This is a genomic window from Hyphomonas sp. L-53-1-40, from assembly GCF_000682775.1.
Taxonomy (GTDB): Bacteria; Pseudomonadota; Alphaproteobacteria; order Caulobacterales; family Hyphomonadaceae; genus Hyphomonas.
On sequence record NZ_AWFI01000018.1, the window covers coordinates 89397 to 110597 of the forward strand.

Here is a 21201-nt window from a genome sequence, read left to right on the forward strand (position 1 = left end):
GCGTTGAACTTCTCTCGCATCGGGTCATGTGAAAAGATATAGATAATTCGGAATTGGTGCAGATCGGGGCAGGACTAACCCGTTTTCACCACATTCAGGCTGATAATTGCTCCTACGCCTACAGGCTCACACTTACCGGACCAGTACCCATATGGCTGACACGCTCGCGCTTGAAAAAATTGACTGGCATGCACTCGACCAGATTAAGTTTGCGGATGAGGAGGCCTTGCTGGAGGATCTGCTCAAACAGACTCCTCTATCCGATGATTTGCGCCAGGCAACCATGCGTCGAGCGCTGGAACTGGTCGAGACCGCCCGTGCGCGTGGCCGCGATAAGGGCATGATGGAAAGCTTCCTTGAGGAGTTTGGCCTGTCGAATGCCGAAGGTCTGGCCTTGATGTGTCTGGCCGAGGCGCTGCTGAGGGTGCCCGACGCCGAAACGCGTGATGAGTTGATTGCAGAGAAAATCCGCTCCGGCGACTGGAGCGCGCATCAGGGGCAGTCTGAATCCTGGCTGGTAAATGCCTCCACCTGGGGGTTGATGCTGACCGGGCAAGTAATTGGTGTGCCCGCAAGTCTGAAGAAAGGACCTGCGAAGTTTATTCAGGGCCTGATCCGCGAAAGCGGTGAACCGGTCATCCGCGCTGCCATGATGCAGGCCATGCGTATCATGGGTGAGCAGTTTGTTCTCGGACGGACCGTCAAGGACGCTCAAAAACGCGGACGCAGAATGGTCAAAGCAGGGGATGCAGCGCATTTCAGCTTCGACATGCTCGGGGAAGGTGCCCGCACTGCCGAGGATGCCGCGCGCTACCTGAAAGCTTACCAGCACGCGATTGACGGTGTTGCCGCCGAAAAGGATAAATCCACCGCGCCGGAACAAGGTAATGGCGTGTCGGTGAAAATGTCAGCGCTTCACCCGCGCTACGAAGCGGTAAACCGGGCGCGTATTATGGATGAAATGTATCCGTCCGTACTGGAGCTATGTGAACGCGCAGCGAAAGCCAATATCAATCTCTGTCTTGATGCGGAGGAAGCTGACCGGCTGGTGCTCAGCTTGCAGATTCTTGATCGGCTTGCGCGGGAACCTTCGCTCAGGAACTGGAACGGGCTGGGGCTGGCTGTTCAAGCTTACCAGAAGCGCGCAGGTGACGTGATCGAGCGGCTGAAAGATCTCGCCGAGCAGACAGGACATCGTTTCATGGTGCGGCTCGTCAAGGGCGCATACTGGGACAGCGAAATCAAGCATGCCCACGTCGAGGGCTATCCGAACTTCCCGGTCTTCACCACAAAGGCCGGGACGGACTTCAACTATCTGGCCTGCGCGCGCAAGATGCTGGAAGCGAAGGATGCCATCTACCCGCAATTTGCTACGCACAATGCGCACTCGGTCGCCGCAATCGAGATGCTTGCGGAAGAAATCGGAAACTCGTCATTCGAGTTCCAGCGCTTGCATGGTATGGGAGAGGCGCTCTATGGGGCTGCCGGTCTAGGCCGCCGCGTACGGGTCTATGCACCTGTCGGTGCGCACAAAGACTTGCTTCCATATCTGGTGCGACGCCTGCTGGAGAATGGCGCGAATACAAGCTTTGTACACTCCTTCCTTGATCCGGACGTGCCACCTGAACAAGTTGTGGCGGACCCCATTGTCAAGGTTGAAGTCGGCCCCCGACGGCACCCGCGCATCCCGACGCCGCCACGCTTGTATGGCGCTGAACGCCGCAACTCCAGCGGTCTCGATCTCAGCCAGCGCAGCGTGCGCGATGAGATGGCTGCCGCGATCAAGAGCTTCCGGGATAGCCCTGCTATTGCGGCTGGACCTATCGTGTCTGGCAAAGCGGTCGCAGGTGGTGGAGAGATGATCCGTGTGCCGTTTGATACCGAAACTGTCCTTGGAAGCTGCCGGGACGCGCAGGATGACGATATCGACAAGGCTCTGACGGCGGCGACCCGGTTCCAGCCCGGCTGGGATGAACTCGGAGGCGCGGAGCGGGCCAAACATCTGCGTGCCATGGGCGACGCCCTGGAAGAAAATGCCGAACGGCTGATCGCGCTGATGGCCCGCGAAGCCGGCAAGACGTTGGCGGATGGTATCGCGGAGGTCCGTGAAGCGGTCGATTTCTGTCGCTACTACGCCATGCAGGCAGAAGCGGAATTCACGACACTGCAGAAATTACCCGGGCCGACTGGCGAAACCAATCACATCTCCCTGCACGGCCGCGGTGTATTTTGTTGCATCAGTCCATGGAACTTCCCGCTGGCTATTTTCACGGGTCAAATCTCTGCCGCCTTGGCTGCGGGCAACACGGTGGTGGCCAAGCCGGCAGAGCAGACGCCCCTGATCGCGTTCGAGGCGGTGAAATTATTCCAGAAGGTCGGATTGCCGGGTGACGCCTTGCATCTGTTGCCGGGCGGGGGAGAATCTGTTGGCGCCAAGCTGATCGGCGATCTTCGCGTATCCGGCGTGTGCTTCACGGGTGGCACGATGACGGCCCGGATCATCAACAAGACACTGGCGGACCGCGACGGCCCCATCACACCGCTGATCGCCGAAACAGGCGGTTTGAATAGTATGTTCGTCGATACAACGGCGCTTAGAGAGCAAGTCATTGACGATGTTATCGACTCTGCCTTTGGCTCAGCGGGCCAGCGTTGTTCCGCGCTTCGGATCGTGTTCCTGCCGAACGAAACCGCAGACCATCTGATCGGAGGCTTGATCGGTGCGATGGACGAGCTCAAGATCGGTGACCCCGGCCAGCCAGACACCGATATGGGCCCCGTGATCGATGCAGAGTCCCGCGCCTCTCTTCAGGCCTATGTCCAGATGATGAAGGAAGAGGCGAAGGTGTTGCACCAGTTGTCGCCCGGGCGGATCGGCGAAACGGGCTATGGGTTTGGTCCGGCGCTGATCGAGCTGAGTTCCATCGACCAGATAACGGAGGAGAAGTTCGGCCCGATCCTTCACGTATTACGCTACGATCCGGATGACATTGCAGAAGTTGGCGCAATGATGAGAGGCAAGGGCTACGGCCTGACACTGGGTGTTCATTCGCGGCTCGAAAGCTTTCAGCGAGAGGTGCGTGACGCCTATCCTGTCGGCAATACGTATGTGAACCGGTCAATGACGGGGGCTGTTGTGGGTGTACAGCCCTTTGGGGGAGACGGCTTGTCTGGTACCGGCCCGAAGGCCGGTGGTCCGCACTACTTGCATCGTTTTGCGACTGAGCGCACCCTGACGGTGAACATTACGGCACAGGGCGGGGACGCTGAGTTGCTCAGCCTATAATGGAGTTTTGCATGAAGAGACTTGCCTTGGTTGCGTTGGCGGGGGCGCTATTGCTGACGGTTGGCTGCCAGAAACAGGTTCGGGATTTGTCGGACGTGAGTGAAACGTCAGGTGAGGTTGACGAGGCAGGTGGAGAAGACACCTCGATTGATGTTGCGACTATTGCTTCGGTAGACGAACTTCCCCGCGAAATCATCGTCGATGATGAGTTTCTCAAGGCTGAGGTCACAATTGATGAGGCCGTGTTCTCCGAGGCGCCGGCCATTGGCATGGATCTGGTAGAGAATGCTCAAATCCGGATCGAGGCAATGTCGGAAGATGCCCAAGCCTACAAAGCGGCTGATCCGGAATACTTCCGAGCCTATGGTCTGCGGATCAATTGGGGCATCGTGGCGGAGAGTGGAAATGTGGTGAGTCTTGAAGGCTTCCATTATACATTTACTGGCGGTGCACATGGAAATTACTTCACCGCTGGACGAATCTACAACGGGGCGACTGGCGAACCGATGCGGCTCAGTAGTTTTCTGCGTGAACCGCAGGCTGCCATAAAGACGCACATGAATGAGGTGTGGACAGAAATAGCCAGGCAGAAAGTCAAGAAAAGTGGAAATGTATCTGACTTTGAGCGTTTCAAAAGTGAGGCGATGGAGCTGGTCAGCGCTGACATGGTTCTGGCGGGGGATGTGAACTTCGTGCCATCGACTTTGCCGGGTAGGTTCGGTGGGTATACGGTCCATTTTGCCCCCTATGACATTGGCTCATATGCGGAAGGAGCCTATCATGTCACAATTCCTCAATCAGTGTTCCGTGAGTCCGTGAAGCAGCAATATGTATCTTTGTTCGATGGAGAACCTGCCGCCGTTGAACGATTGGGCGAATAGCGCGATATTATTCGACCGTATCGTGATCAATCTCGAAAAGTCTCAGACGTGCCCCGGCTTTTGGTGAGACTTCTACAAGACCCGGCCAGTCGTGGCTGGAACTCAGGGTCGCAAAGAGAAGCGCCGTGCTCGGATCAGCGCTCGTCTCAGGCAGGGTGCAAATCGCCACATAGCTATAAGGTGCAAGCGCTTGCTTGCGCAGCTCCGGGTTTGTCGACGCAAAGGTTTGGAAGACGCGTTCGATGCCTGGGGAGGCTCTGTGAAACGGCATCGCGGCAATCTTGTGTGCGGAGCCTGTGTCGGAGATATATTCCGCCAGCGTGAGAGACAGGCCGAGCGGTGCCATGATCCTAGAGGCCGGTAACGTCTCCAGGCTGGAGAGATCGGCATCCCGGCATGCATCGCCCTCCATGTAATCGATCAAGGTGAGCGTCCGGCCTGTTGGTTTGACGAGCAGGGCGAAGCTGGCCAGCAGGAGCACGGGCGGCAACAAGACCGCGATGGCTCTTCGTGCGCCCCCATCCTCCCTTACCCTCTCGATGAACAGGGGGACGAAGAGGGGCAGGAGCACGGCGGGAAATTTGAAGTTTCGCATTTGCCAGGCTGTGAGCAGTGTGCCCAGCGTAGCTATCAGCAGTAGGATCAGAACGGGAGACCGGTAAGTCTTGGGGTTCATCCATGCGCCGAGTGTGAGCGCCAGTAGAGCCATGAAGATGAGCACGAGTAGGTTCTCGCCACGTGCGAAGGCACCTGCAGGTCCCTTTTCCTGGATGACATTCGAGATCCAGTAAGTATGGGCAGTCTCATTGATCATGGTGTAGGGGCCCGCATGGCATTCGGGAAACGCCGTCCACAGAACGCCCAGAACAACAAGCGCACCTGCCACGAGCACTCCTAGTCGCGCGGTCGGGCTGTGCAGGCCAAGACGTTTCCAGATGATAGGCGCGCCCGCAGCTACGACTCCAGCCGCTATCAAGGCGCTGGCCCAAGGGGCTGAGAGGGCATCGCACTGCGTCTGGAAAAGTGTCCCGCCGGTCAGGAGCAGCCCGGCGGGCAGGGTGAATGCCAACAATGACCATCCAGTGAGGCTCAACCTCGCTACCATGGTCGAATTTGGTGCGAGGGCCGCGTGGATAGCTACTCCTGCAAGGGCGAGAGCAATGTAGGGTGCGCACTCGAGGCCGACAGCGATGGAGAGGACGCTTGCGACGCCGACGAGAATGCCTGCAAACCGATGTTTCGACACGATCCCGAGGCAGAGCGCGAGCAGCAGGACGATCTGGACATTGTGATGGTCGACCCGGTTTGGCATGAACTCGATTACGGCAAACAGGGAGGCGACCGCCGCAGCGCCAATCTGCGGCAGGCTTGGCTGCTCCCCAAGGATCTCCCGGATCAGCCGCACGGCCAGCCACGCATATGCGATGAGCCAGAGCAGTGGAACGACAAAACGAGCTATCTCGAACGCCGCATCCTGTCCAAGAGCGGGCTGGAATAGCCAAGTGACCAGCACATAGGGTAGATCAACCAGACGCGACCAAGGTGAGACGTACGGCTCCGGCATGGCCAGAAAGGGCCACGTCAAATCATGCCACTCACCATCGCGCAGCAGGTCGGCGATTTGCAGCCGCCGGGCGATGTCGTCAATATCCTGAACCGTGCTGCCATTAACGGCGTCGCCAGCCAGCAGACCGATGGCAATGAGCAGAAAAGTCCCTATCGGCAGCAGTGACGAGAGCCGAGAGCGTAGCGATGTATTTTCAGGTTGCACCGCGTGCTGACTCCCCATCGTCCAGGAGTGCACACTAGGCTGAAAACATGAAGAAAAGCCCAAACAGGCGCTGAGGGCCGGTGTCAGTCGTTGCAGGCCTGATAGGAAAAGTCTCGCCGGTTGGACCCGTCTTCCAGCGCAATATGCGCTTTCAGAGTGTCGCCCTCGCGTTGGTAGTGAATTAGCTGCGGATAGTCGTGTGCACTGTTGATGAAAGTAACCGACTGGTCCCCCTGCAGGCTTTCCACGAATTTCGACGGGCCAACGCCCGCCGGATAGACATTGAGCACGTAGAGCGGGCCGGGTTTGATGCGCATCTGCTCAAAAAAGCTCACGCCGCCATCACCCAGTGTCACCGCATAGCCGAAAAGGTAGCCCGCTTCCGGCATTGACCAGACTTCCTTTGATGTTCCGCTTTCGCTGATCCAACAGCCTGTAATCCACGCCAAAGGGTGCGCGGGCGGTTCTGGTTCGACTGATGCGCACCCTGCCAGCGCAAGGAGTCCAAGCAAACTTCGTTTCATGTGATCACCTGCATCCAGTCAGGGCTCTAGTCCCCTGATACCATGAAATGCGCCATCAGAGTCGTAACGGGCTTGGCGCGTTCGTCCTGCCACGCCTCTGCGCGGACCGAACACATGCGCCGCCCCATCTTGGTAATTTCTGCGCGGGCGTAGAGGTCTTTGGCGTGGCCCTGGCGGAGATAGTCGATCGTCAGATTGATAGGTCGCGGCGGTCGTTCAAGATGCTCGGTTACAAGGAAGACCTGTGCTTGGGAAGTCAGCTCCAGAAAGGCGGCGATGGCGCCGCCGTGAATGGCCTTGATCATGAAATTGCCGATCAGCTTTTCCTGATACGGCATGATCATCGTCATCTCGTCGCCCATGACTTCGCATCTCAAGCCCATTTCCTGAGCGAGGGGGGTGCGAGCAATGAAGGCGCGGACTTCATCGGCGCGCGTCTGTTTAGTAGTATCAATGTCATTCACCACTACATCGTCCTCATGCTGTCAACCGAGCGCGGTTTGTTGATGGCAAATGCACCTGCGGCGGTGGCAATCACCTTGTCGCGGCTCTCATGATAGGCCCAGGCGCGGGTGAAGCAGATGTTTCGCGTCACGTGATAGCATTCGGCTTCGCCAATGATGTCGCGTCCCTTGTCGGCCGGGCGCATATAGTCGAGACGCAAGTCCAGCGTCGCCACGAAACGCGGCTTGGGCAGGGCAGAGCTGGCGGCTGTACCACACAAATTGTCAAGGAATGCGGTCAGGACGCCGCCATGAATGACGCCGGTGTCCGGATCACCCACCAGGCGTTCTTTCCAGGGCTGCAGGCCCCAGACATGGCCCTTCTCAATGCGGGTAAAACGGAACGCCATGCGGCGGCCCCACGGGATACCCCCACTGATCATGTCTATGTTTTCGTTCATGACCTCCCACGGTGCGGGAGATGACGCGGCGTCATCACTCATAATGGTCCTCATTCGTTTGACGAGTCGTTCTGCCCGGATAACATCATTGGCGATAGAGCAAAACAAAGAGCTCATGTGGAGGAAGATGAGATGGCATTTGACGGCGCGACGAAGCCCAAGGTTTGTATCATTGGGGCAGGGTGCTCCGGCTTCACGATGGCCAAGCGTCTTAAGGATTATGACATCCCGTATGATTGTTTCGAGATGTCGGACAATATCGGCGGCAATTGGTATTATAAAAACCCGAACGGCGCCTCGTCTTGCTACCAGTCTCTCCATATAGATACGTCCAAGTGGCGCTTAGCCTTTGAGGATTATCCGGTTCCTGAGGATTGGCCGGATTTCCCCCACCATGCTCAACTGCTTCAATATTTCCACGACTATGTCGATCATTTTGGCCTGCGTGATACCATCACGTTCAACACGGCGGTGACCGATGTCGCAGACCTGCCGGGCAATCGATGGAAAGTGACACTATCAACCGGCGAAAGCCGCGAATATGACGCCGTTATCGTGGCGAACGGACATCACTGGGATCCGCGCATGCCGGAATATCCGGGGTCGTTTGATGGCTATCAGGTACATTCGCACAATTATACGGATCCGTTCGAGCCATATGACTTTCGGGACAAGCGCGCCATGGTTGTAGGCGGCGGGAATTCGGCCATGGACATTTCGTCGGAGCTTTCCCAGCGTCCCCTGACCGAACGCCTGTTTATATCCATGCGTCGAGGCGTCTGGGTCTTGCCGAAATACATGGATGGACAGCCGGCCGACAAGGCCGTGTTGCCGGGATGGTTGCCATCGGGGATTGGGCGTGCGTTGGCGCGTAAGAAGATCAAGAAGACTATCGGCATGATGGAGGATTATGGCCTGCCAAAGCCAGACCATGAGCCCCTCGATGGACACCCCTCCGTATCCGGTGAATTCCTGACGCGCGTTGGCTGTGGGGACATATGCCCCAAGCCGGGTATCGAACGTCTTGATGGGGATGGCGTGGTCTTCACGGATGGGACAAGGGAAAAGATCGACGCGATTGTCTGGGCGACCGGCTACAATGTGACGTTCCCTTTCCTGAAACAGGACGATCTGACTCCAAAGGAAAACGTGTTCCCGCTTTACAAGCGTATGGTGAAACCGGGACGTGAAACCATCTTTTTCCTCGGCCTGGCGCAGCCTTTGCCCACGCTCGTGAACTTCGCCGAGCAACAATCCAAACTGGTCGGCGCTGCGCTGAATGGCGATTATGCGTTTCCTGAAATCCAGGAGATGGAGCGGATTACAAAAGAAGATGAACAGCAACATCTTGGTCATTTCTATGACAGTCCGCGTCATCGGATGCAGGTCGATTTCAATCTTTATTGCAAAGACCTGAAGAAAGAGATTGAACAGGGGGCGAAGCGCGCGCGCGTGGTTGCCTGATGTTAACCGGTCGTGGGGTATAAACAGGACCCATGACCCGATTGCCTTTCTTGTCTGCCGCCTTGTTGCTGGCTGCTTGTGCGTCGCCAGCGCCGGTGAAGATACACTATCCGCCGGCAGAAACCCCTGATGCGTCTGTCGGTGCGGCGCCCGTGGGCGCTGTGGCAGAGCAGGGACCCTTCGCTCCGAACGCCTATTTGCGAGCTTGTTACGGGATCCGGGTCTCCAATTCGCCGATCGTGGACAAGGATGGCTGGGTCGTGAACTACAAGCCGATTGTGGTGGTGAACGGCATACCGCTTGCCGCCGCGCCGGCAAATGATGTCTGTCTCACGTCAGGCTTTGGCCAGCGCTTTGGCAGGCGACACGATGGTATCGACCTGCAGTCGCGCCCGGCGGGGACGATTTACGCCAGTGCACCGGGCAAAATCATCGAGTCCCGTGTCTCGACAGGGTATGGCAACATGGTGCTGATCGATCACGGCAAGGGAGTGTACACGCGCTACGCTCACCTCGCCTATATCCAGCCGGGCGTTACCAAGGGCGCAACAATTGGTTTCGGCCAGCCCGTTGGCTTCATGGGGGCCAGCGGCAATGCGACCGCCATTCATATCCACTTTGAAATCCTGACAGGTGACTACAGGAACCCGCGCGGTTCCAAGGGCCTCATGCCGCGTGACCCTTTTTCATTTCCCCCTTATGAGTATGCGCAAGCCTATTAGGGACTGGGAGGACGATATGAGGGGGTTTTGGATCGCGGGCATAGTATCGACGGTCATGCTCGCGGCATGTGCGACAGGGCCTATGCCAGACGCCGAGCCGGTTTCGACCAGCGTACCAATCAGTGAGGAAAGCGCTTTCGCGGCGGATTTCGGTATGCTGGCAGATCTGGTGGGTACGCGCTGGTACGGTGAACCAAGCCAGGCAGACGCAGAGCACGGCCAGCCGGCTGATTACTCCGAATGGAACTGGGACCTGGGCGGGTCGGTTCTGGTCAATCGACACGTGCTGGCGGATGGCTCTTATGGCGGTTTGACATATGTCCAGAAGAACCAGAATTCGGGGACGCTCGACTATGTCTACATTACCAGTGCCGGCTTCAGGACATCGGGCAGCTTCACACTCAATGAAGATAACAGCTGGACCGCGTATGAAGAGGTGACTGGCCTGAGCGATATCATTGGCGTGCGCTCGACCGGTCACATGACTGAAGATGGCGCGCTGGTGTCGGAATCAGAGTTCGAGACTCGTGATGGCTGGGTACCCGGTCACACCTTTCGCTACGAGCCAACCAGTAAGCCCATGCCGAAACTGGTACCCAGTCTGGAGATCGAGTGAAGTCTTTCCTTGATCCTGACCTGATTGCGCGAACCTATCGCGACCCCATTGCGGTGGCCGTTCTTCTGGTGGACTTGTTGCCGATCGTTGCGGTGCTCGTTTTTGGTTGGGGCGCAACGCCGCTTGTGGCGCTCTACTGGCTGGAAAACCTTGTCATTGGCATGTTCACCGTGTTGCGTATGGTTGCAACGCTCGCCGGGAACATTGTGAACCTATTTACCGTGCTCTTCATCGTGCCATTCTTTACACTCCATTATGGCATGTTCTGTTTTGGTCACGGCGTTTTCATCCAGGCACTCGCGACGAACGGGTCGACCGTTGGCGGCTCCGGTATGCCGGGATTGGTGAATTGGGCGTTGAGTTCGGGGGAGGGGATGATCTGGTTTGTTGCTGCGATCATTGCGATCAATCTGGTGATCTACTTCACAGACTTTCTCATGAAAGGCGAGTTCCGGGAAACCCAGCCGATCGTTGAAATGTTCGCACCCTATGGCCGGATTGTGACCCTGCACGTTGCCATCATCCTTGGGGCCGTATTCGCGATTGCGACGAGCGAGCCGCTCCTGGGCGTTGTCTTCTTGATCTTTCTGCGCGTCGTGTTCGGCGTGATCGTGTCGGCCATGCGCCAACGCAAGTTGGATGGAACAAGCCAAGCGCCTGCGAAAGAATTCCCGTCAACAGCGTAAAAAGTTGACGGGTGATGACGCCTTGGTCATGATGCGGGGTTCCCCAAGGAAATGCCTGTATGAGTTCCATCGTCAAGACACTGTCCGGGTCAACCGGCAAGCGTGCCAAATCAAAGGCCGCGAACCGAAGAGCAATCCTGGAGGCTGGCCGCAGGGTGTTTGCGCGGATTGGCTTTGAGGCGACGACGGTAAGAGATATCATTCGGGAAACCGAACTCGCAGCGGGAACATTCTACAACTACTTCAAGTCCAAGGAGGAAGTGTTCGAAGCGATTGCCGAAGATTCCACGCATCGCTTCCGTTCGCGCCTGCAGGATGTTCGCGCCTATGCCACGGACTTCGAAACCTATGTCCACGATGCCTATCGGGCCTATTTCGGTTTCATCGCGACCGAGAATGAAGAACCGATCCGCAATGGTGCACCGCATCTGGCACTGATCGGTGTGCGAGTAGATACGCCGGAAATGCTGGCCGTGGCCGAGGAAATACGCGCAGACCTGGAACATGTCCTGTCTGGCGATGAAGGCCCCAAGATCGACACAGCCTATCTGACGGCGGCGGCCATCGGGATTGCCCGTGAAATGGGGGAGCATATGTTGCTCCGCAGGCCGGTAGACGTTGATGGTGCCACCGAATTTGCTACCAACCTGTTACTGGCCGGCGTGCGCGAGATTGCCGCGAAGTAAGGATAAACGCCCCTTGGCGTTGATGCGCTTGCAGGGCTAAGCTTTCCGCCAACAAGAGAGGATGGGAGGCGACCATGAGCCTGCAGCAACTGATCACGAAATTCATCTTCAAGCTGCCGGACGGTTTGTTGGTACGCATGGCGGGCGGCAAGCCGGTTGAAGCGCGGGGACGCGTCCTGGAGCCCCAGTTGCAACTGGTTGCCTGGAACGGCCGCAACGCGCCGCCGATGTCTTCCCTGGAACCGGACCTCGTGCAGGCGGCTGTGAAAGAGCAACTTGCCATGCTGGAAGCTCCGCTAGAGCCGGGCGTTACCACAGAAGACTTCACCATCCCCGGTCCGGACCGCAATAATATCCCTGTCCGCCTCTACACGCCGACCGGACAGGATTCCTCCGTACCGCTATTGGTCTATTACCATATGGGTGGCGGCGTGGTCGGTGACCTCGAGACCTGCAACGCCTGGTGCTCAATCCTCGCTTCCATCACCAAGGGCCCGGTCTTGTCGGTCGATTATCGGCTGGCTCCGCAGAACAAGTTCCCGGCTGGTATCGATGACTGTATTGCCGCGTATGAATGGGGCGTACGCAACGCTGGCAAGTATGGTGCGCCCGAGGGTATGGCGGCCGTGGGCGGGGATAGTATGGGCGGTAATTTTTCCGCCATTATCTCACAGGAGATGCAGCGCGAGCACAAGCCGCTGCCGGTCTATCAACTGCTGATCTACCCAGCTGTGGACATGGTAGAGGAATTTCCTTCACGGACGGAATTTGGGGAGACCTTTTCGCTTAGCACGGACACGATGAACTGGTTCATGGAACAGTACCTGCCGGCTGACTTCAACATGGCCGATCCGTTGCTGTCGCCGGGGCAGACCGCTGAGCTGGACAGTTTACCACCTGCCATCGTCATTACAGCCGGACATGACCCGTTATGTGATGAGGGAGATGACTATGCCAAGCGCCTGGACAAGGCTGGCGTGAAAACCATCCACAAGCGGTATGACACGCTTCCCCACGCCTTCACGGCCTTCACGGGCTTCTCGCCTGGGTCTCGCAAGGCGTGTCTCGAGATCGCCAATATGGTGAAAGACCTCGTTTCAAAACTATGAGAGCGCTGGTCTGTGATACGTTAACGGACGACTTTTCGGGATTGTCGGTACGCGACATTCCGGTGCCCGATCTGGGGAAGGGGGAGGTGCTGCTGCGCGTCGAGGCCGCCAGCGTGAATTTCCCCGATCTTCTGATGAGCCAGGGCACGTACCAGATGAAGCCCGAATTACCCTTTACCCAGGGCATGGAATGCGCGGGAACCGTTGCTGCGATAGGCGTGGGTGTTGTTGGGTTTGCTCCCGGCGACCGTGTTGTTGGTGGGAACAAGACCGGGGCTTTTGCCGAATATGCGGCTCTGCCCGCGTCCGGCCTCACCCGCATTCCAGAGAACATGGGCTTTGCCGAGGCAGCTGCCTATCCGGCCGCTTACCTGACGGCTTATGTGGCGCTGGTGCGGCGCGCCAATCTCCAGCCCGGTGAAACATTGCTCGTGCATGGTGCAAGTGGCGGTGTGGGCATGGCGGCCGTCGATGTCGGCAAGCTATTGGGGGCGACAGTGATCGCCACGTCTGCATCAGACTCAAAACTGGATGTCGTCATTGCCCACGGCGCGGACTATGCCATCAACGTGACGCAAGGCTTCCGCGACAAGGTAAAGACGCTAACAGGCGGGCGTGGAGCCGATGTCATTTTCGACCCGGTTGGCGGCGATGTGTTTGACGAAGGCGTTCGCTGCATCGCATTTGACGGACGCTTGCTCGTGGTCGGGTTCACGTCGGGGCGCATCCCGGAAGTCAAAGCGAACATGCCCTTGATAAAGGGCTTTTCTGTCGTCGGTGTGCGCGCCGGAGAATATGGTCGTCGTTTTCCGGAGCGCGGCAAGGAGAATATGGAAGCAATCTGGAAATGGGCAGCAGAGGGTAAGACCCGGCCGCGTATCCATGCTGAGCTTCCATTGGAAAACTGGCGAGAAGCCTACCGCTTGCTCACTGATCGTGAGGTTGTGGGCAAAGTGGTCATCAAGCCCTGAATAGAAAATAGAAGAGGAAACGAAGATATGTCGACACTCCCTGAAAAAGGCCTGCAACTACGCTCGCTAATCAAGCCAGAAGGCGAACTTGAACTGTCCCTGGTTGAGGTAGACCTTCCTACGCCGGGGCCGGGCGATGTGATCATCAAGGTCGAGGCAACGCCGATCAATCCGTCCGATCTCGGCTTGCTGATTGGTGCAGGAGACATTCGCACGGCCGTGCAGACTGGCACGGCGGATCGTCCGGTCATCACGGCAAAAGTGCCCGAGGCTGGCCTGCGCGCGATGCAGGCCCGCATTGGTCAGTCACTGGGTGTCGGAAATGAAGGTGCCGGTACGGTTGTCGCCGCAGGCGAGTCCGAAGCGGCACAAGCCTTGCTCGGCAAGCGCGTTACGGGCCTTGGTGGTGAATTCTATTCCGAATACCGTATGCTGAATGTCGGTCAGGTTATGGAGTTGCCGGAAGGTGCCACGGCAGAGCAGGGTGCGTCCTGCTATGTGAATCCGCTTACGGCACTGTCTTTCGTCGAGACCATGCGCGAAATGGGTCATGAGTCCCTCGTGCATACGGCCGCTGCATCCAACCTCGGCCAGATGTTGAACAAGATCTGTATCAAGGATGGCGTGCCGCTGGTGAACATCGTCCGCAAGGAAGAGCAGGCCGAAATCCTGCGTGGTATCGGCGCCAAACATATCGTCAATTCTACGTCGCCAACCTTTATGGAAGACCTGATCGCGGCGCTGATGGAAACAGGTGCAACGCTCGGCTTTGATGCGATTGGCGGCGGACCGCTTGCCGGACAATTGCTCATTGCGATGGAGGCGGCCGCCAGCCGCAAGATGAAAGAATACTCGCGTTATGGCTCCGGCCAGCAAACGCAGGTCTTTATCTATGGCCGGCTCGACATGTCACCGACCCAAGTGCCTCCGGGCGTAGGGTTTGCGTGGAACCTTAGCGGATATCTGCTGACGCCATTCCTGCAAAAGGCCGGCAAGGAAGTCCGCGCCCGCATGTACAAGCGTGTGATGGATGAGCTGACGACCACGTTCGCCAGCCATTACACCAAGCGCATCTCGCTCGCTGAGGCGCTTAACCTTGAAACGCTGAAAGCCTATGACGCCAAGGCGACTGGCGAGAAATACCTGATCACGCCGAACTGATAATATCCCAATGGTTGTATAACTCATCCCCCTTTGGTAGTTTGTAATAGTATTACCAAAGGGGGGTAGCATGGGTCAAAGAGTCTGGGTAACTGTTGCGGTCGCACTGACAGTAGGATTTGGAACGGGTTTATATGCCGGGCCATACTTTGTCTCGTCATCTGAGACTGACGGCAATTCATTCGATCTGTCCTCCTTGCCTGACGAACTCCGGCAGAAGCATCGCGATCCAGACTATTTGCTATCCGAGATCAAGAATTACGAGCTCATGAAGGAAGCTTTGGCTCGTCTGGAGGCTGAGCAGTCGAGTCAGGAAAGTCTTGTTCTACCAGAAGGGATGACATCGGTTCCACTTGGGCAGCTCTACCTGCCCGACGACGAGGTTCATTGGCCGGAAGACGTCAGCGGAGACGTGGGCGCAGCACTGGACGCTGCCAAAAATGGGTGGGTCATCCTGAACTATTGGGCGAGTTGGTGCGCGCCCTGTGTACATGAGTTACCGGAAATGGGAGAGGCAGCGCCCTTGTATGCTGAGAGGGGCGTCACTCTGATTGCTGTGAATACTGACCCGACTCTGACAGATTCAAGGGAATCTATCCGCGCCCTCTTTAGTGACCGCAATGTCTATAATCTTGAGCCGCTGATTGCAGAGGGTGAGGGTCTGGAGTCACTTCTGGCTGCGAGCGGCCAATCGAAATCGAAGCTTGGTCTGCCTACAAATATTGTGTTCGCGCCGGGCGGAATTCCCTACGCCATGTTTCAGGGCGGAGATACGAAAGCAACCGAAGTCTGGACAGCACCGGAAACTTTGGAATTCTTGGAGATTATAGTCAGGGCAGACTAGCCGATCCTGTCATGCGTGATGCGTATGGCATGATCGGCATCTTTCAGGACGACAATGTCGGCTGTTTGCTTCAGCGGTGCGATATGGTCGCGCAAATTGGGCAGATTGATGCGGTCCCAGACGGATTTTGCAAAGTCGAGAAGCTCCGGTTCCGTCATGTGAAGAAAGTTTGCATAAAAAGAACTCGGGTCAGTCTCTGCCGCGCGCCAGAGGCGATGGAAGCGTTCCGTATACCAAGTCAGCAAGTCGTCTTCTGATGCATCAAGGTACACAAGGTAGTCCGGCTCCCGCGCAGGACGCGGAGGCGGCGACAATGGCTGGAAGCCAAGGCCTTCGAGGATCAGTATATCGGGCTGTGCAATGGTTCGCGTCATGCCCGGGTCGACGTCGTAGGTGACATGGCTATAGCCGGGAAAGTCGGCTGTGCCGGTTGAGAGGGCGGCGATTGCGTCACCCAATGCCTCGGCATTGTAAGTTTCTGGAAAGCCCTTGCGGAGTGTCAGGCCGCGTTTTTCCAGGATTGTGTTCGGATAGAGAAACCCGTCCGTCGACACGGTTTCCACCGTATGTGCCCTGGCCAGGACTGCAGCAACCTGGTTGGCCAGAGTCGTCTTGCCCGAGGCAACCGAGCCAGTCAGGCCAATGACGACGCCCTCATGGCGACCCGAAACTCCGGACAGGCGTTCCCCCAATGCGGTAATGCCGAGGGCATGTTCTTTAGATTGGGTCGTCATGAGGCGTGAGGCTCCGGGCGGCGATTGCGTGCCCGAAGCCTAGTGGTGCTTGCGCGACTGTCCAGCCTGAAAGGCGTCAAACGGTGCGCTTGGCCTTGTCTTGTGCATTGGTGGCTTCAATCGCGTCTCGGGCGGCTTGCCATTCGGCGTCGCCCCATGCGGTCAGCTGAGCGAAGTTTCCGCCGGATGCATTGTACATCGCTCCGTCGATCGCGATGGTTTGTCCATTCACATACTCCGCGCCAGACGCCATCAGGAACACGGCCAAATTCACCAGTTCATGCATCTCGCCGACGCGGCCCATCGGATTGGCGGCGCCGGAATCCATGCGCTTGGCGCCTTCGGCATCCGGAGCCAGCCGCTTCGACATACCTTCTGTTGGGAAGGGGCCCGGCGCAATGGCGTTGAAGCGGAGGCCGTAGCGCCCCCATTCCACGGCGAGGCTCTGCGTCATCGTGTTGACGGCTGCCTTTGACATGGCCGACGGCACCACGAACGGACCGCCATTCCAGACCCAAGTCGTCAGGATCGAACAGACACTGCCCTTTTGACCCTCTTTGATCCAGCGTCTGCCGATGTCATGAGTCATGTAGAAGGTGCCGCGGAACACGATATTGGAAATCGCATCGAAGCCCCGGATTGAGAGATCTTCGGTCCGGCTGATGAAATTGCCAGCGGCATTGTTGATGAGGCCGGTCAGCGCGCCGTGCTTGGCCCAGATATGATCATTCATGTCGGTGATGGCTTCCGCCACGCGGATGTCGCAGGCATGCGGCACGACCTTGCCGCCATGCTTGTCCATCAGCTCACCTGCGGTGTCTTCGCAGACCTGTCCACGCCGTCCGCAGATATGCACTTCTGCGCCAAGCTTCAGGAAGCCTTCGGCCATTTCCTTGCCGAGTCCCGTGCCGCCGCCTGTTACCAGAATGCGTTCCCCGGCCATCAGGCCGTCGCGAAACATAAGTTTTGTCATGTCCATTGAATTCCTCCCGGTTTGTTTTTCTGATATGAGTATAAGTCGGTTGAGCGGGGAGGCACCCATGAATCGTGCATTGGCTATCGTTGCCGTCGCGGCATTTGCTGCGGGTACAGCCCAGGCGGGGCCGCTCGACGTTTTCGGCACCTTTGTGACGCAGGAAGAAAATTCCCACATCCGGATTTCCGATTGCGGGGACGGAACGCCTTGTGGCGTCATCGTCTGGATCGATCCGGCAAGCGTGTCTGGCGACGCGACCCCTGAAACGGCTACCGACGCCAAGGGCGCAAAAATCCTTGGCCTGACTATGCTTGAAGGGTTCAAGCAAAAAGCCAAGGGCTGGACAGGCGGCACGATATACAATCCGAAGGAAGGCAAGACCTACGGGTCCAAGATCAAATTGCTGGCCGATGGTGTGCTGGAAGTGAAGGGCTGCATCGGCCCGATCTGCCAGACGCAGCATTGGGCGCCGGTTGAATCTACTTCCGGAATGGCAGACTGACGAGTCGCCACAGGACCCAAATAGGGATCACCACCGCTGCACCCGCCAGGGCTGGTTTCCAGAAATTGCGCACCGCCCAGCCAAGCGCGGCCATGGTCGTGCTCGCAACATTTGCGATGGCCGCGCCCATGTCGACATCCGGATTGGAAGGATTGAACTGGGACGCCAGCACAAAGAAGCCGACCAGAATGCAAAGACCGAGCAGCTTCAGCGATCCCCATACCGAGATGCCGAATAATCTCGCGAGCAAGGAGCGCGGGGGCGCTTTGGTCGGCGCGCGGGGCGGCAGAGGCTCCGGCACCGGCTCAACTTTCACTTCCGGTAGTTCTGAGTTGGGATCTGTCGACATTGTGTATGGTGGGCCTGTCAGTCGTTGGCCGCCTGCTTCTGGATTTCAACCTGGTGCGGATAGGGTATCGAGATGCCTTCCCGGTCAAAGGCTTCCTTCACTGCCTTCATGAGGTGGAATTTGACGTCCCACACATCGGCTGCTTTCACCCAGCTGCGTGTGGCGATGTCAACCGAACTGTCTCCAAGATTGACGACCTTCACGAAAGGTTCCGGATCCCGGAAGATACGGTCATCTGCTTCAATCACCTGTTTGATGACGGCGATGGCCTTGTCCATGTCGTCATCATAGTCGATGCCAAAGGTCACATCGGCGCGGCGGGTGTCGTATCCGGAATAGTTCTCGATGACGCCATCAATGGCCTGACTGTTTGGCACGAGGACTTTCACATTGTCGACTGTGGCCAGCACGGTCTGGAACAGATTGATGTCTTTGACGGTGCCGGCAATGCCAGCGGCCTCGATATAGTCGCCGAGCTTGTAGGGGCGAAACAACATGATCATGACGCCCGACGCAATATTGCCGAGGGCGCCCTGCATGGACAGGCCAATGGCAAGGGTCAGCGCGCCGAGTACGGCGACGAAGCTGGTGGCCTGTACCCCGAAGACCTGCAGCACGGCAATCAGCACAGCAGCCGTGATGGCCCACCGGACAAGAGAGGCAAAGAAATTGCCGAGCGTATCGTCAATGCCTTCGCGCTTCAGCGCTGCGCTACGAACGAGGCCCGCCAACCAGCCGGCGATGCGCAGACCGATAATCAGGACCAGCAAAGCGCCAAGTACTTTCACGCCGAATGAAATGATGAAGGGGCTGTATTCGCTCCAGAGCGCGGCTGCAGTCAGCTCTTCAGGCATGGAGGTCTCCTTTTTATTGTCAGGGCAGTCTAGTCTTCAGTCTCTGTAATGTCTGATTGTGACGCGTGTTCCGGTCTCGACTCAGCAGGTGGCCGGTAAGCCATGTTGACCTGATGCGGGAAGGGGATGGTGATCCCTTCGCGATCAAAGGCTTCCTTGACGGCCTTTGTGATGTCGGCGCGGACCTGAACGAACTCGGGCGTCGCCACAAAAGCGCGCAGGCGCAGCCGCACGCTCCAGTCGGCAAGCGTATGCACGCCGACCCAGGTTTCATCCTTGGCCAGAATACGCGGATGCCCATTCGTCGTGTCCAGCAGGGTTTTGAGCGCATGATCCATATTGTCGTCATAGGAAATGTCAAAGTAGAGATCGAAGCGACGACGTGTCTGGCGTGTGTGATTGACCAGCGGATCGCCCCAAACCTTGTCATTGGTGACCGAGACGATCTTGTTGTCGATTTGCTTGAACGTCGTTCGGAAGGGCGTGATGTCTGTGATTTCGCCGTCCATGCCCGCCAGGGTGACGAAGTCACCAATTCGGAACGGCCTGAAAATGGCCAACATGACTCCGGCCGCAACCGCCTTCAGCGTGTCCTGAAGCGCGAGGCCAATGGCCAACGCTGCGCCGCCCAGCAGCGCCGCCAGCGATGCCGTCGGGAAGCCGAGTTGGGTCAGCGCCAATACGATCGCAACTGCGAAGATCAGATATTTCAGGAGCGAAGCGGAGAAGGCAAACAGCGTATCATCGGCCCCGTGACGCATATGAGCCTGATTGCCCATTTTCCGCATTGATCGGGCAACCCAGTTCGCGAAGGTCACCGCAATGATCAGGATCGCGACCGCAGCGAAGGCGCCTGGTCCGCGCTTGTCTATGATCGCTTCCCAATCATAGCCCGCGAGCCCAAGAGGCAGGGGAGACATGAAAATCAACGCGAAAACGCGAGAGACTGAACTGGCAATATCCCAACTCGATCCCTCGAATGATTTGTCCTTCGCGGTCACACGCTTCCCAAAGGCGGTAACGATGCGTTTGACCATGCCCGAAAGAAACCAGATCAGGATACAGGCCAGGACAACCGAGCCCCACTTCTCCATGAACGGCCAAGAACTTGCCAGCCAGACAGGCCAGTCTGTGGTATCGATATCGGGCAGGGCGATTGTGGTGAAATCCATAAAGTGGCCGGGCTTGTTGCTTCTATGGGCAAAAGAGCGTCAGTTTGCGCCGCTTGTCCAGTTTGCTCAGGCGGGTATGACTGATCCGTCGGCACCCCGAAAGAGGCGCAAGCAGAGAATGAGGGTAAGCACCCCTGCGCTGATAATGGCGAGCCAGTTCATCTCCGTCACATACCAATTGTTCAGGACGATCCCGATCATGCCCCAGCCCAGAGCAATGAAGTACCACCAACTGCGGCTGATATAGCGGGCGAACATCCACGCCGGAAGGCTGGCGGTCACCAGCGTGATCCAGAGCATTTGCCACGGAAAATCGGTCGCCCCGAGGCTCGAAAAGCTGCGCAGGGTCAGCGGAACCGAGATCGCGATGGCGACGGTAATCCAGCCAGACAGCATGGCGGCGGTAAGATCTGCGAGAGCTTTCTTGGGGCTCCAGCCAGTTTCACGCAAACGGTCCATGCGAAATGCTGCCGTCCATGCGGCAATGGCGATTGGAAAAAGGAGCAGGAAATCCAGGGGTTGAGACGCGATCAACTGCGCACTGATCATCCAGACGATGTTGAACACACCAGCCCAGGCAAGGGGTGCCGCGATTCGCTCCATCCAGGGCTCGTGGGCACGCCAGTAGGAAATGCCGAACAGAAAATAGGCGAGGAAAATCACGCTCCAGATTGAAAAGAACGCCGGCAAGGGCTGTTCCGGAAGCGTCATGTCACGAGTGGCGTTTCCAATCGGTGTGCCAATGCCCAGTGCAGGCGCGAGCGCGCCGGACAGGGGCTGAAGCACGCCGAGAAGAATCACGATCAGGGGCAAATATGTTTTCATGTTTTCCATATGAGCTGAATTTCAAATGGGGCAAATCCGCGGCGTGTGAAAAAAGTGGGATGCAGGCTGGCGTTTTCACGTTATACGCCCCGATCTCTGCGGAGACTCACAAGAGGAATTTGCTTATGGCAAGGACACCTGCGGCCAAGAAGGCCCCTGCAAAA

Annotated in this window: 22 protein-coding genes; 12 read left to right on the plus strand and 10 right to left on the minus strand. The window is 57.5% G+C overall.

All coding sequences use genetic code 11. The features are described from left to right. Positions 1–151 precede the first annotated feature (151 nt). On the plus strand, positions 152–3286 hold the full coding sequence (gene putA / locus L53_RS13485) for a bifunctional proline dehydrogenase/L-glutamate gamma-semialdehyde dehydrogenase PutA (protein WP_034816522.1): 3135 nt from the start codon (positions 152–154) through the stop codon (positions 3284–3286). A gap of 11 nt (positions 3287–3297) precedes the next feature. After that, a complete protein-coding gene (locus L53_RS13490; RefSeq protein WP_198019818.1) occupies positions 3298–4167 on the plus strand; it encodes a DUF3298 and DUF4163 domain-containing protein in 870 nt (289 codons plus the stop codon). Positions 4168–4174: 7 nt separating this feature from the next. Here L53_RS13490 and L53_RS13495 read toward each other — a convergent pair whose 3' ends face one another. The 4 genes from L53_RS13495 to L53_RS13510 all read right to left on the minus strand — a co-directional run bounded on the left by L53_RS13495 (position 4175) and on the right by L53_RS13510 (position 7408). After that, positions 4175–5938 (minus strand): hypothetical protein, encoded by a 1764-nt coding sequence (locus tag L53_RS13495; protein WP_034816528.1) that lies wholly within the window; start codon positions 5936–5938, stop codon positions 4175–4177. A gap of 83 nt (positions 5939–6021) precedes the next feature. Next, positions 6022–6462 (minus strand): DUF6265 family protein, encoded by a 441-nt coding sequence (locus L53_RS13500; RefSeq protein ID WP_156947923.1) that lies wholly within the window; start codon positions 6460–6462, stop codon positions 6022–6024. A gap of 26 nt (positions 6463–6488) precedes the next feature. Next, positions 6489–6926 carry a PaaI family thioesterase gene (locus tag L53_RS13505; protein WP_233347844.1) on the minus strand — a complete coding sequence of 146 codons (438 nt, stop codon included), beginning with the start codon at positions 6924–6926 and terminating at the stop codon, positions 6489–6491. A gap of 2 nt (positions 6927–6928) precedes the next feature. Then, the gene (locus tag L53_RS13510) at positions 6929–7408 is read right to left on the minus strand and encodes a PaaI family thioesterase (protein WP_051607972.1); all 480 of its coding nucleotides are present in this window, start codon (positions 7406–7408) and stop codon (positions 6929–6931) included. A 90-nt stretch (positions 7409–7498) separates the two neighbouring features. Here L53_RS13510 and L53_RS13515 point away from each other — a divergent pair, with 90 nt between their 5' ends. From L53_RS13515 to L53_RS13555, 9 genes are all read left to right on the plus strand, one after another. Further along, on the plus strand, positions 7499–8830 hold the full coding sequence (locus L53_RS13515) for an NAD(P)/FAD-dependent oxidoreductase (RefSeq protein WP_034816768.1): 1332 nt from the start codon (positions 7499–7501) through the stop codon (positions 8828–8830). A gap of 32 nt (positions 8831–8862) precedes the next feature. Continuing rightward, positions 8863–9552 carry a M23 family metallopeptidase gene (locus L53_RS16550; protein ID WP_051607973.1) on the plus strand — a complete coding sequence of 230 codons (690 nt, stop codon included), beginning with the start codon at positions 8863–8865 and terminating at the stop codon, positions 9550–9552. Positions 9553–9568: 16 nt separating this feature from the next. After that, positions 9569–10168, plus strand: a complete 600-nt coding sequence (locus tag L53_RS13525; protein WP_156947924.1) for a hypothetical protein — start codon at positions 9569–9571, stop codon at positions 10166–10168. Then, entirely contained in the window at positions 10165–10854 is a 690-nt protein-coding gene (locus tag L53_RS13530; RefSeq protein WP_051607974.1) for a DUF6498-containing protein, read from the plus strand. The genes L53_RS13525 and L53_RS13530 overlap by 4 nt, the downstream gene beginning before the upstream one ends. 59 nt (positions 10855–10913) lie before the next feature. Next, the gene (locus L53_RS13535) at positions 10914–11540 is read left to right on the plus strand and encodes a TetR/AcrR family transcriptional regulator (RefSeq protein WP_034816532.1); all 627 of its coding nucleotides are present in this window, start codon (positions 10914–10916) and stop codon (positions 11538–11540) included. Between the two features lie 74 nt (positions 11541–11614). Further along, positions 11615–12649, plus strand: a complete 1035-nt coding sequence (locus L53_RS13540) for an alpha/beta hydrolase (protein ID WP_034816534.1) — start codon at positions 11615–11617, stop codon at positions 12647–12649. Then, entirely contained in the window at positions 12646–13620 is a 975-nt protein-coding gene (locus L53_RS13545) for an NADPH:quinone oxidoreductase family protein (protein ID WP_034816535.1), read from the plus strand. Before L53_RS13540 ends, L53_RS13545 begins: the two co-directional genes overlap by 4 nt. A gap of 27 nt (positions 13621–13647) precedes the next feature. Continuing rightward, positions 13648–14781 carry a zinc-binding dehydrogenase gene (locus L53_RS13550; protein ID WP_034816537.1) on the plus strand — a complete coding sequence of 378 codons (1134 nt, stop codon included), beginning with the start codon at positions 13648–13650 and terminating at the stop codon, positions 14779–14781. 70 nt (positions 14782–14851) lie between these two features. Beyond that, complete coding sequence (locus tag L53_RS13555; protein ID WP_034816540.1) at positions 14852–15625, plus strand: TlpA disulfide reductase family protein; 774 nt, start codon at positions 14852–14854, stop codon at positions 15623–15625. Here the strand turns inward: L53_RS13555 and L53_RS13560 are convergent. Together L53_RS13560 and L53_RS13565 are read right to left on the minus strand one after the other, a co-directional pair. Beyond that, positions 15622–16359, minus strand: coding sequence for a type I pantothenate kinase (locus L53_RS13560; RefSeq protein ID WP_051607975.1), 738 nt, complete (start codon positions 16357–16359; stop codon positions 15622–15624). The two genes, L53_RS13555 and L53_RS13560, sit on opposite strands and share 4 nt — an antisense overlap. Positions 16360–16435: 76 nt before the next feature. Continuing rightward, complete coding sequence (locus L53_RS13565) at positions 16436–17338, minus strand: SDR family oxidoreductase (RefSeq protein ID WP_034816543.1); 903 nt, start codon at positions 17336–17338, stop codon at positions 16436–16438. A 61-nt stretch (positions 17339–17399) separates the two neighbouring features. On the opposite strand from L53_RS13565, the gene L53_RS16555 reads away from it, so the two are divergent. Continuing rightward, entirely contained in the window at positions 17400–17837 is a 438-nt protein-coding gene (locus tag L53_RS16555; protein WP_051607976.1) for a DUF2147 domain-containing protein, read from the plus strand. On the opposite strand, the gene L53_RS13575 is transcribed toward L53_RS16555, so the two are convergent. The 4 genes from L53_RS13575 to L53_RS13590 form a co-directional block, all read right to left on the minus strand. Then, positions 17815–18186: a DUF6460 domain-containing protein gene (locus tag L53_RS13575; protein WP_051607977.1), complete on the minus strand. Its 372-nt coding sequence runs from the start codon at positions 18184–18186 to the stop codon at positions 17815–17817. The genes L53_RS16555 and L53_RS13575 overlap by 23 nt on opposite strands. A 17-nt stretch (positions 18187–18203) precedes the next feature. Beyond that, positions 18204–19040: a mechanosensitive ion channel family protein gene (locus tag L53_RS13580; protein ID WP_051607978.1), complete on the minus strand. Its 837-nt coding sequence runs from the start codon at positions 19038–19040 to the stop codon at positions 18204–18206. Between the two features lie 29 nt (positions 19041–19069). Beyond that, on the minus strand, positions 19070–20212 hold the full coding sequence (locus L53_RS16560) for a mechanosensitive ion channel family protein (protein ID WP_051607979.1): 1143 nt from the start codon (positions 20210–20212) through the stop codon (positions 19070–19072). A gap of 66 nt (positions 20213–20278) precedes the next feature. After that, a complete protein-coding gene (locus L53_RS13590; RefSeq protein WP_156947926.1) occupies positions 20279–21037 on the minus strand; it encodes a hypothetical protein in 759 nt (252 codons plus the stop codon). Positions 21038–21201: the final 164 nt, after the last annotated feature.

What these genes read in the sequence shown, in the direction of transcription:
- L53_RS13515 (WP_034816768.1), top strand. Translation starts at nt 7,499, where the DNA reads ATGGCATTTGACGGCGCGACGAAGCCCAAGGTTTGTATCATTGGGGCA.
- L53_RS13540 (WP_034816534.1), top strand. Translation starts at nt 11,615, where the DNA reads ATGAGCCTGCAGCAACTGATCACGAAATTCATCTTCAAGCTGCCGGAC.
- L53_RS13560 (WP_051607975.1), bottom strand. Translation starts at nt 16,359, where the DNA reads ATGACGACCCAATCTAAAGAACATGCCCTCGGCATTACCGCATTGGGG.
- L53_RS13525 (WP_156947924.1), top strand. Translation starts at nt 9,569, where the DNA reads ATGAGGGGGTTTTGGATCGCGGGCATAGTATCGACGGTCATGCTCGCG.
- L53_RS16560 (WP_051607979.1), bottom strand. Translation starts at nt 20,212, where the DNA reads ATGGATTTCACCACAATCGCCCTGCCCGATATCGATACCACAGACTGG.
- L53_RS13565 (WP_034816543.1), bottom strand. Translation starts at nt 17,338, where the DNA reads ATGGACATGACAAAACTTATGTTTCGCGACGGCCTGATGGCCGGGGAA.
- L53_RS13490 (WP_198019818.1), top strand. Translation starts at nt 3,298, where the DNA reads ATGAAGAGACTTGCCTTGGTTGCGTTGGCGGGGGCGCTATTGCTGACG.
- L53_RS16550 (WP_051607973.1), top strand. Translation starts at nt 8,863, where the DNA reads ATGACCCGATTGCCTTTCTTGTCTGCCGCCTTGTTGCTGGCTGCTTGT.
- putA (WP_034816522.1), top strand. Translation starts at nt 152, where the DNA reads ATGGCTGACACGCTCGCGCTTGAAAAAATTGACTGGCATGCACTCGAC.
- L53_RS13580 (WP_051607978.1), bottom strand. Translation starts at nt 19,040, where the DNA reads ATGCCTGAAGAGCTGACTGCAGCCGCGCTCTGGAGCGAATACAGCCCC.
- L53_RS13575 (WP_051607977.1), bottom strand. Translation starts at nt 18,186, where the DNA reads ATGTCGACAGATCCCAACTCAGAACTACCGGAAGTGAAAGTTGAGCCG.
- L53_RS13500 (WP_156947923.1), bottom strand. Translation starts at nt 6,462, where the DNA reads ATGAAACGAAGTTTGCTTGGACTCCTTGCGCTGGCAGGGTGCGCATCA.
- L53_RS13535 (WP_034816532.1), top strand. Translation starts at nt 10,914, where the DNA reads ATGAGTTCCATCGTCAAGACACTGTCCGGGTCAACCGGCAAGCGTGCC.
- L53_RS13545 (WP_034816535.1), top strand. Translation starts at nt 12,646, where the DNA reads ATGAGAGCGCTGGTCTGTGATACGTTAACGGACGACTTTTCGGGATTG.
- L53_RS13510 (WP_051607972.1), bottom strand. Translation starts at nt 7,408, where the DNA reads ATGAGTGATGACGCCGCGTCATCTCCCGCACCGTGGGAGGTCATGAAC.
- L53_RS13550 (WP_034816537.1), top strand. Translation starts at nt 13,648, where the DNA reads ATGTCGACACTCCCTGAAAAAGGCCTGCAACTACGCTCGCTAATCAAG.
- L53_RS13590 (WP_156947926.1), bottom strand. Translation starts at nt 21,037, where the DNA reads ATGAAAACATATTTGCCCCTGATCGTGATTCTTCTCGGCGTGCTTCAG.
- L53_RS13555 (WP_034816540.1), top strand. Translation starts at nt 14,852, where the DNA reads ATGGGTCAAAGAGTCTGGGTAACTGTTGCGGTCGCACTGACAGTAGGA.
- L53_RS16555 (WP_051607976.1), top strand. Translation starts at nt 17,400, where the DNA reads ATGAATCGTGCATTGGCTATCGTTGCCGTCGCGGCATTTGCTGCGGGT.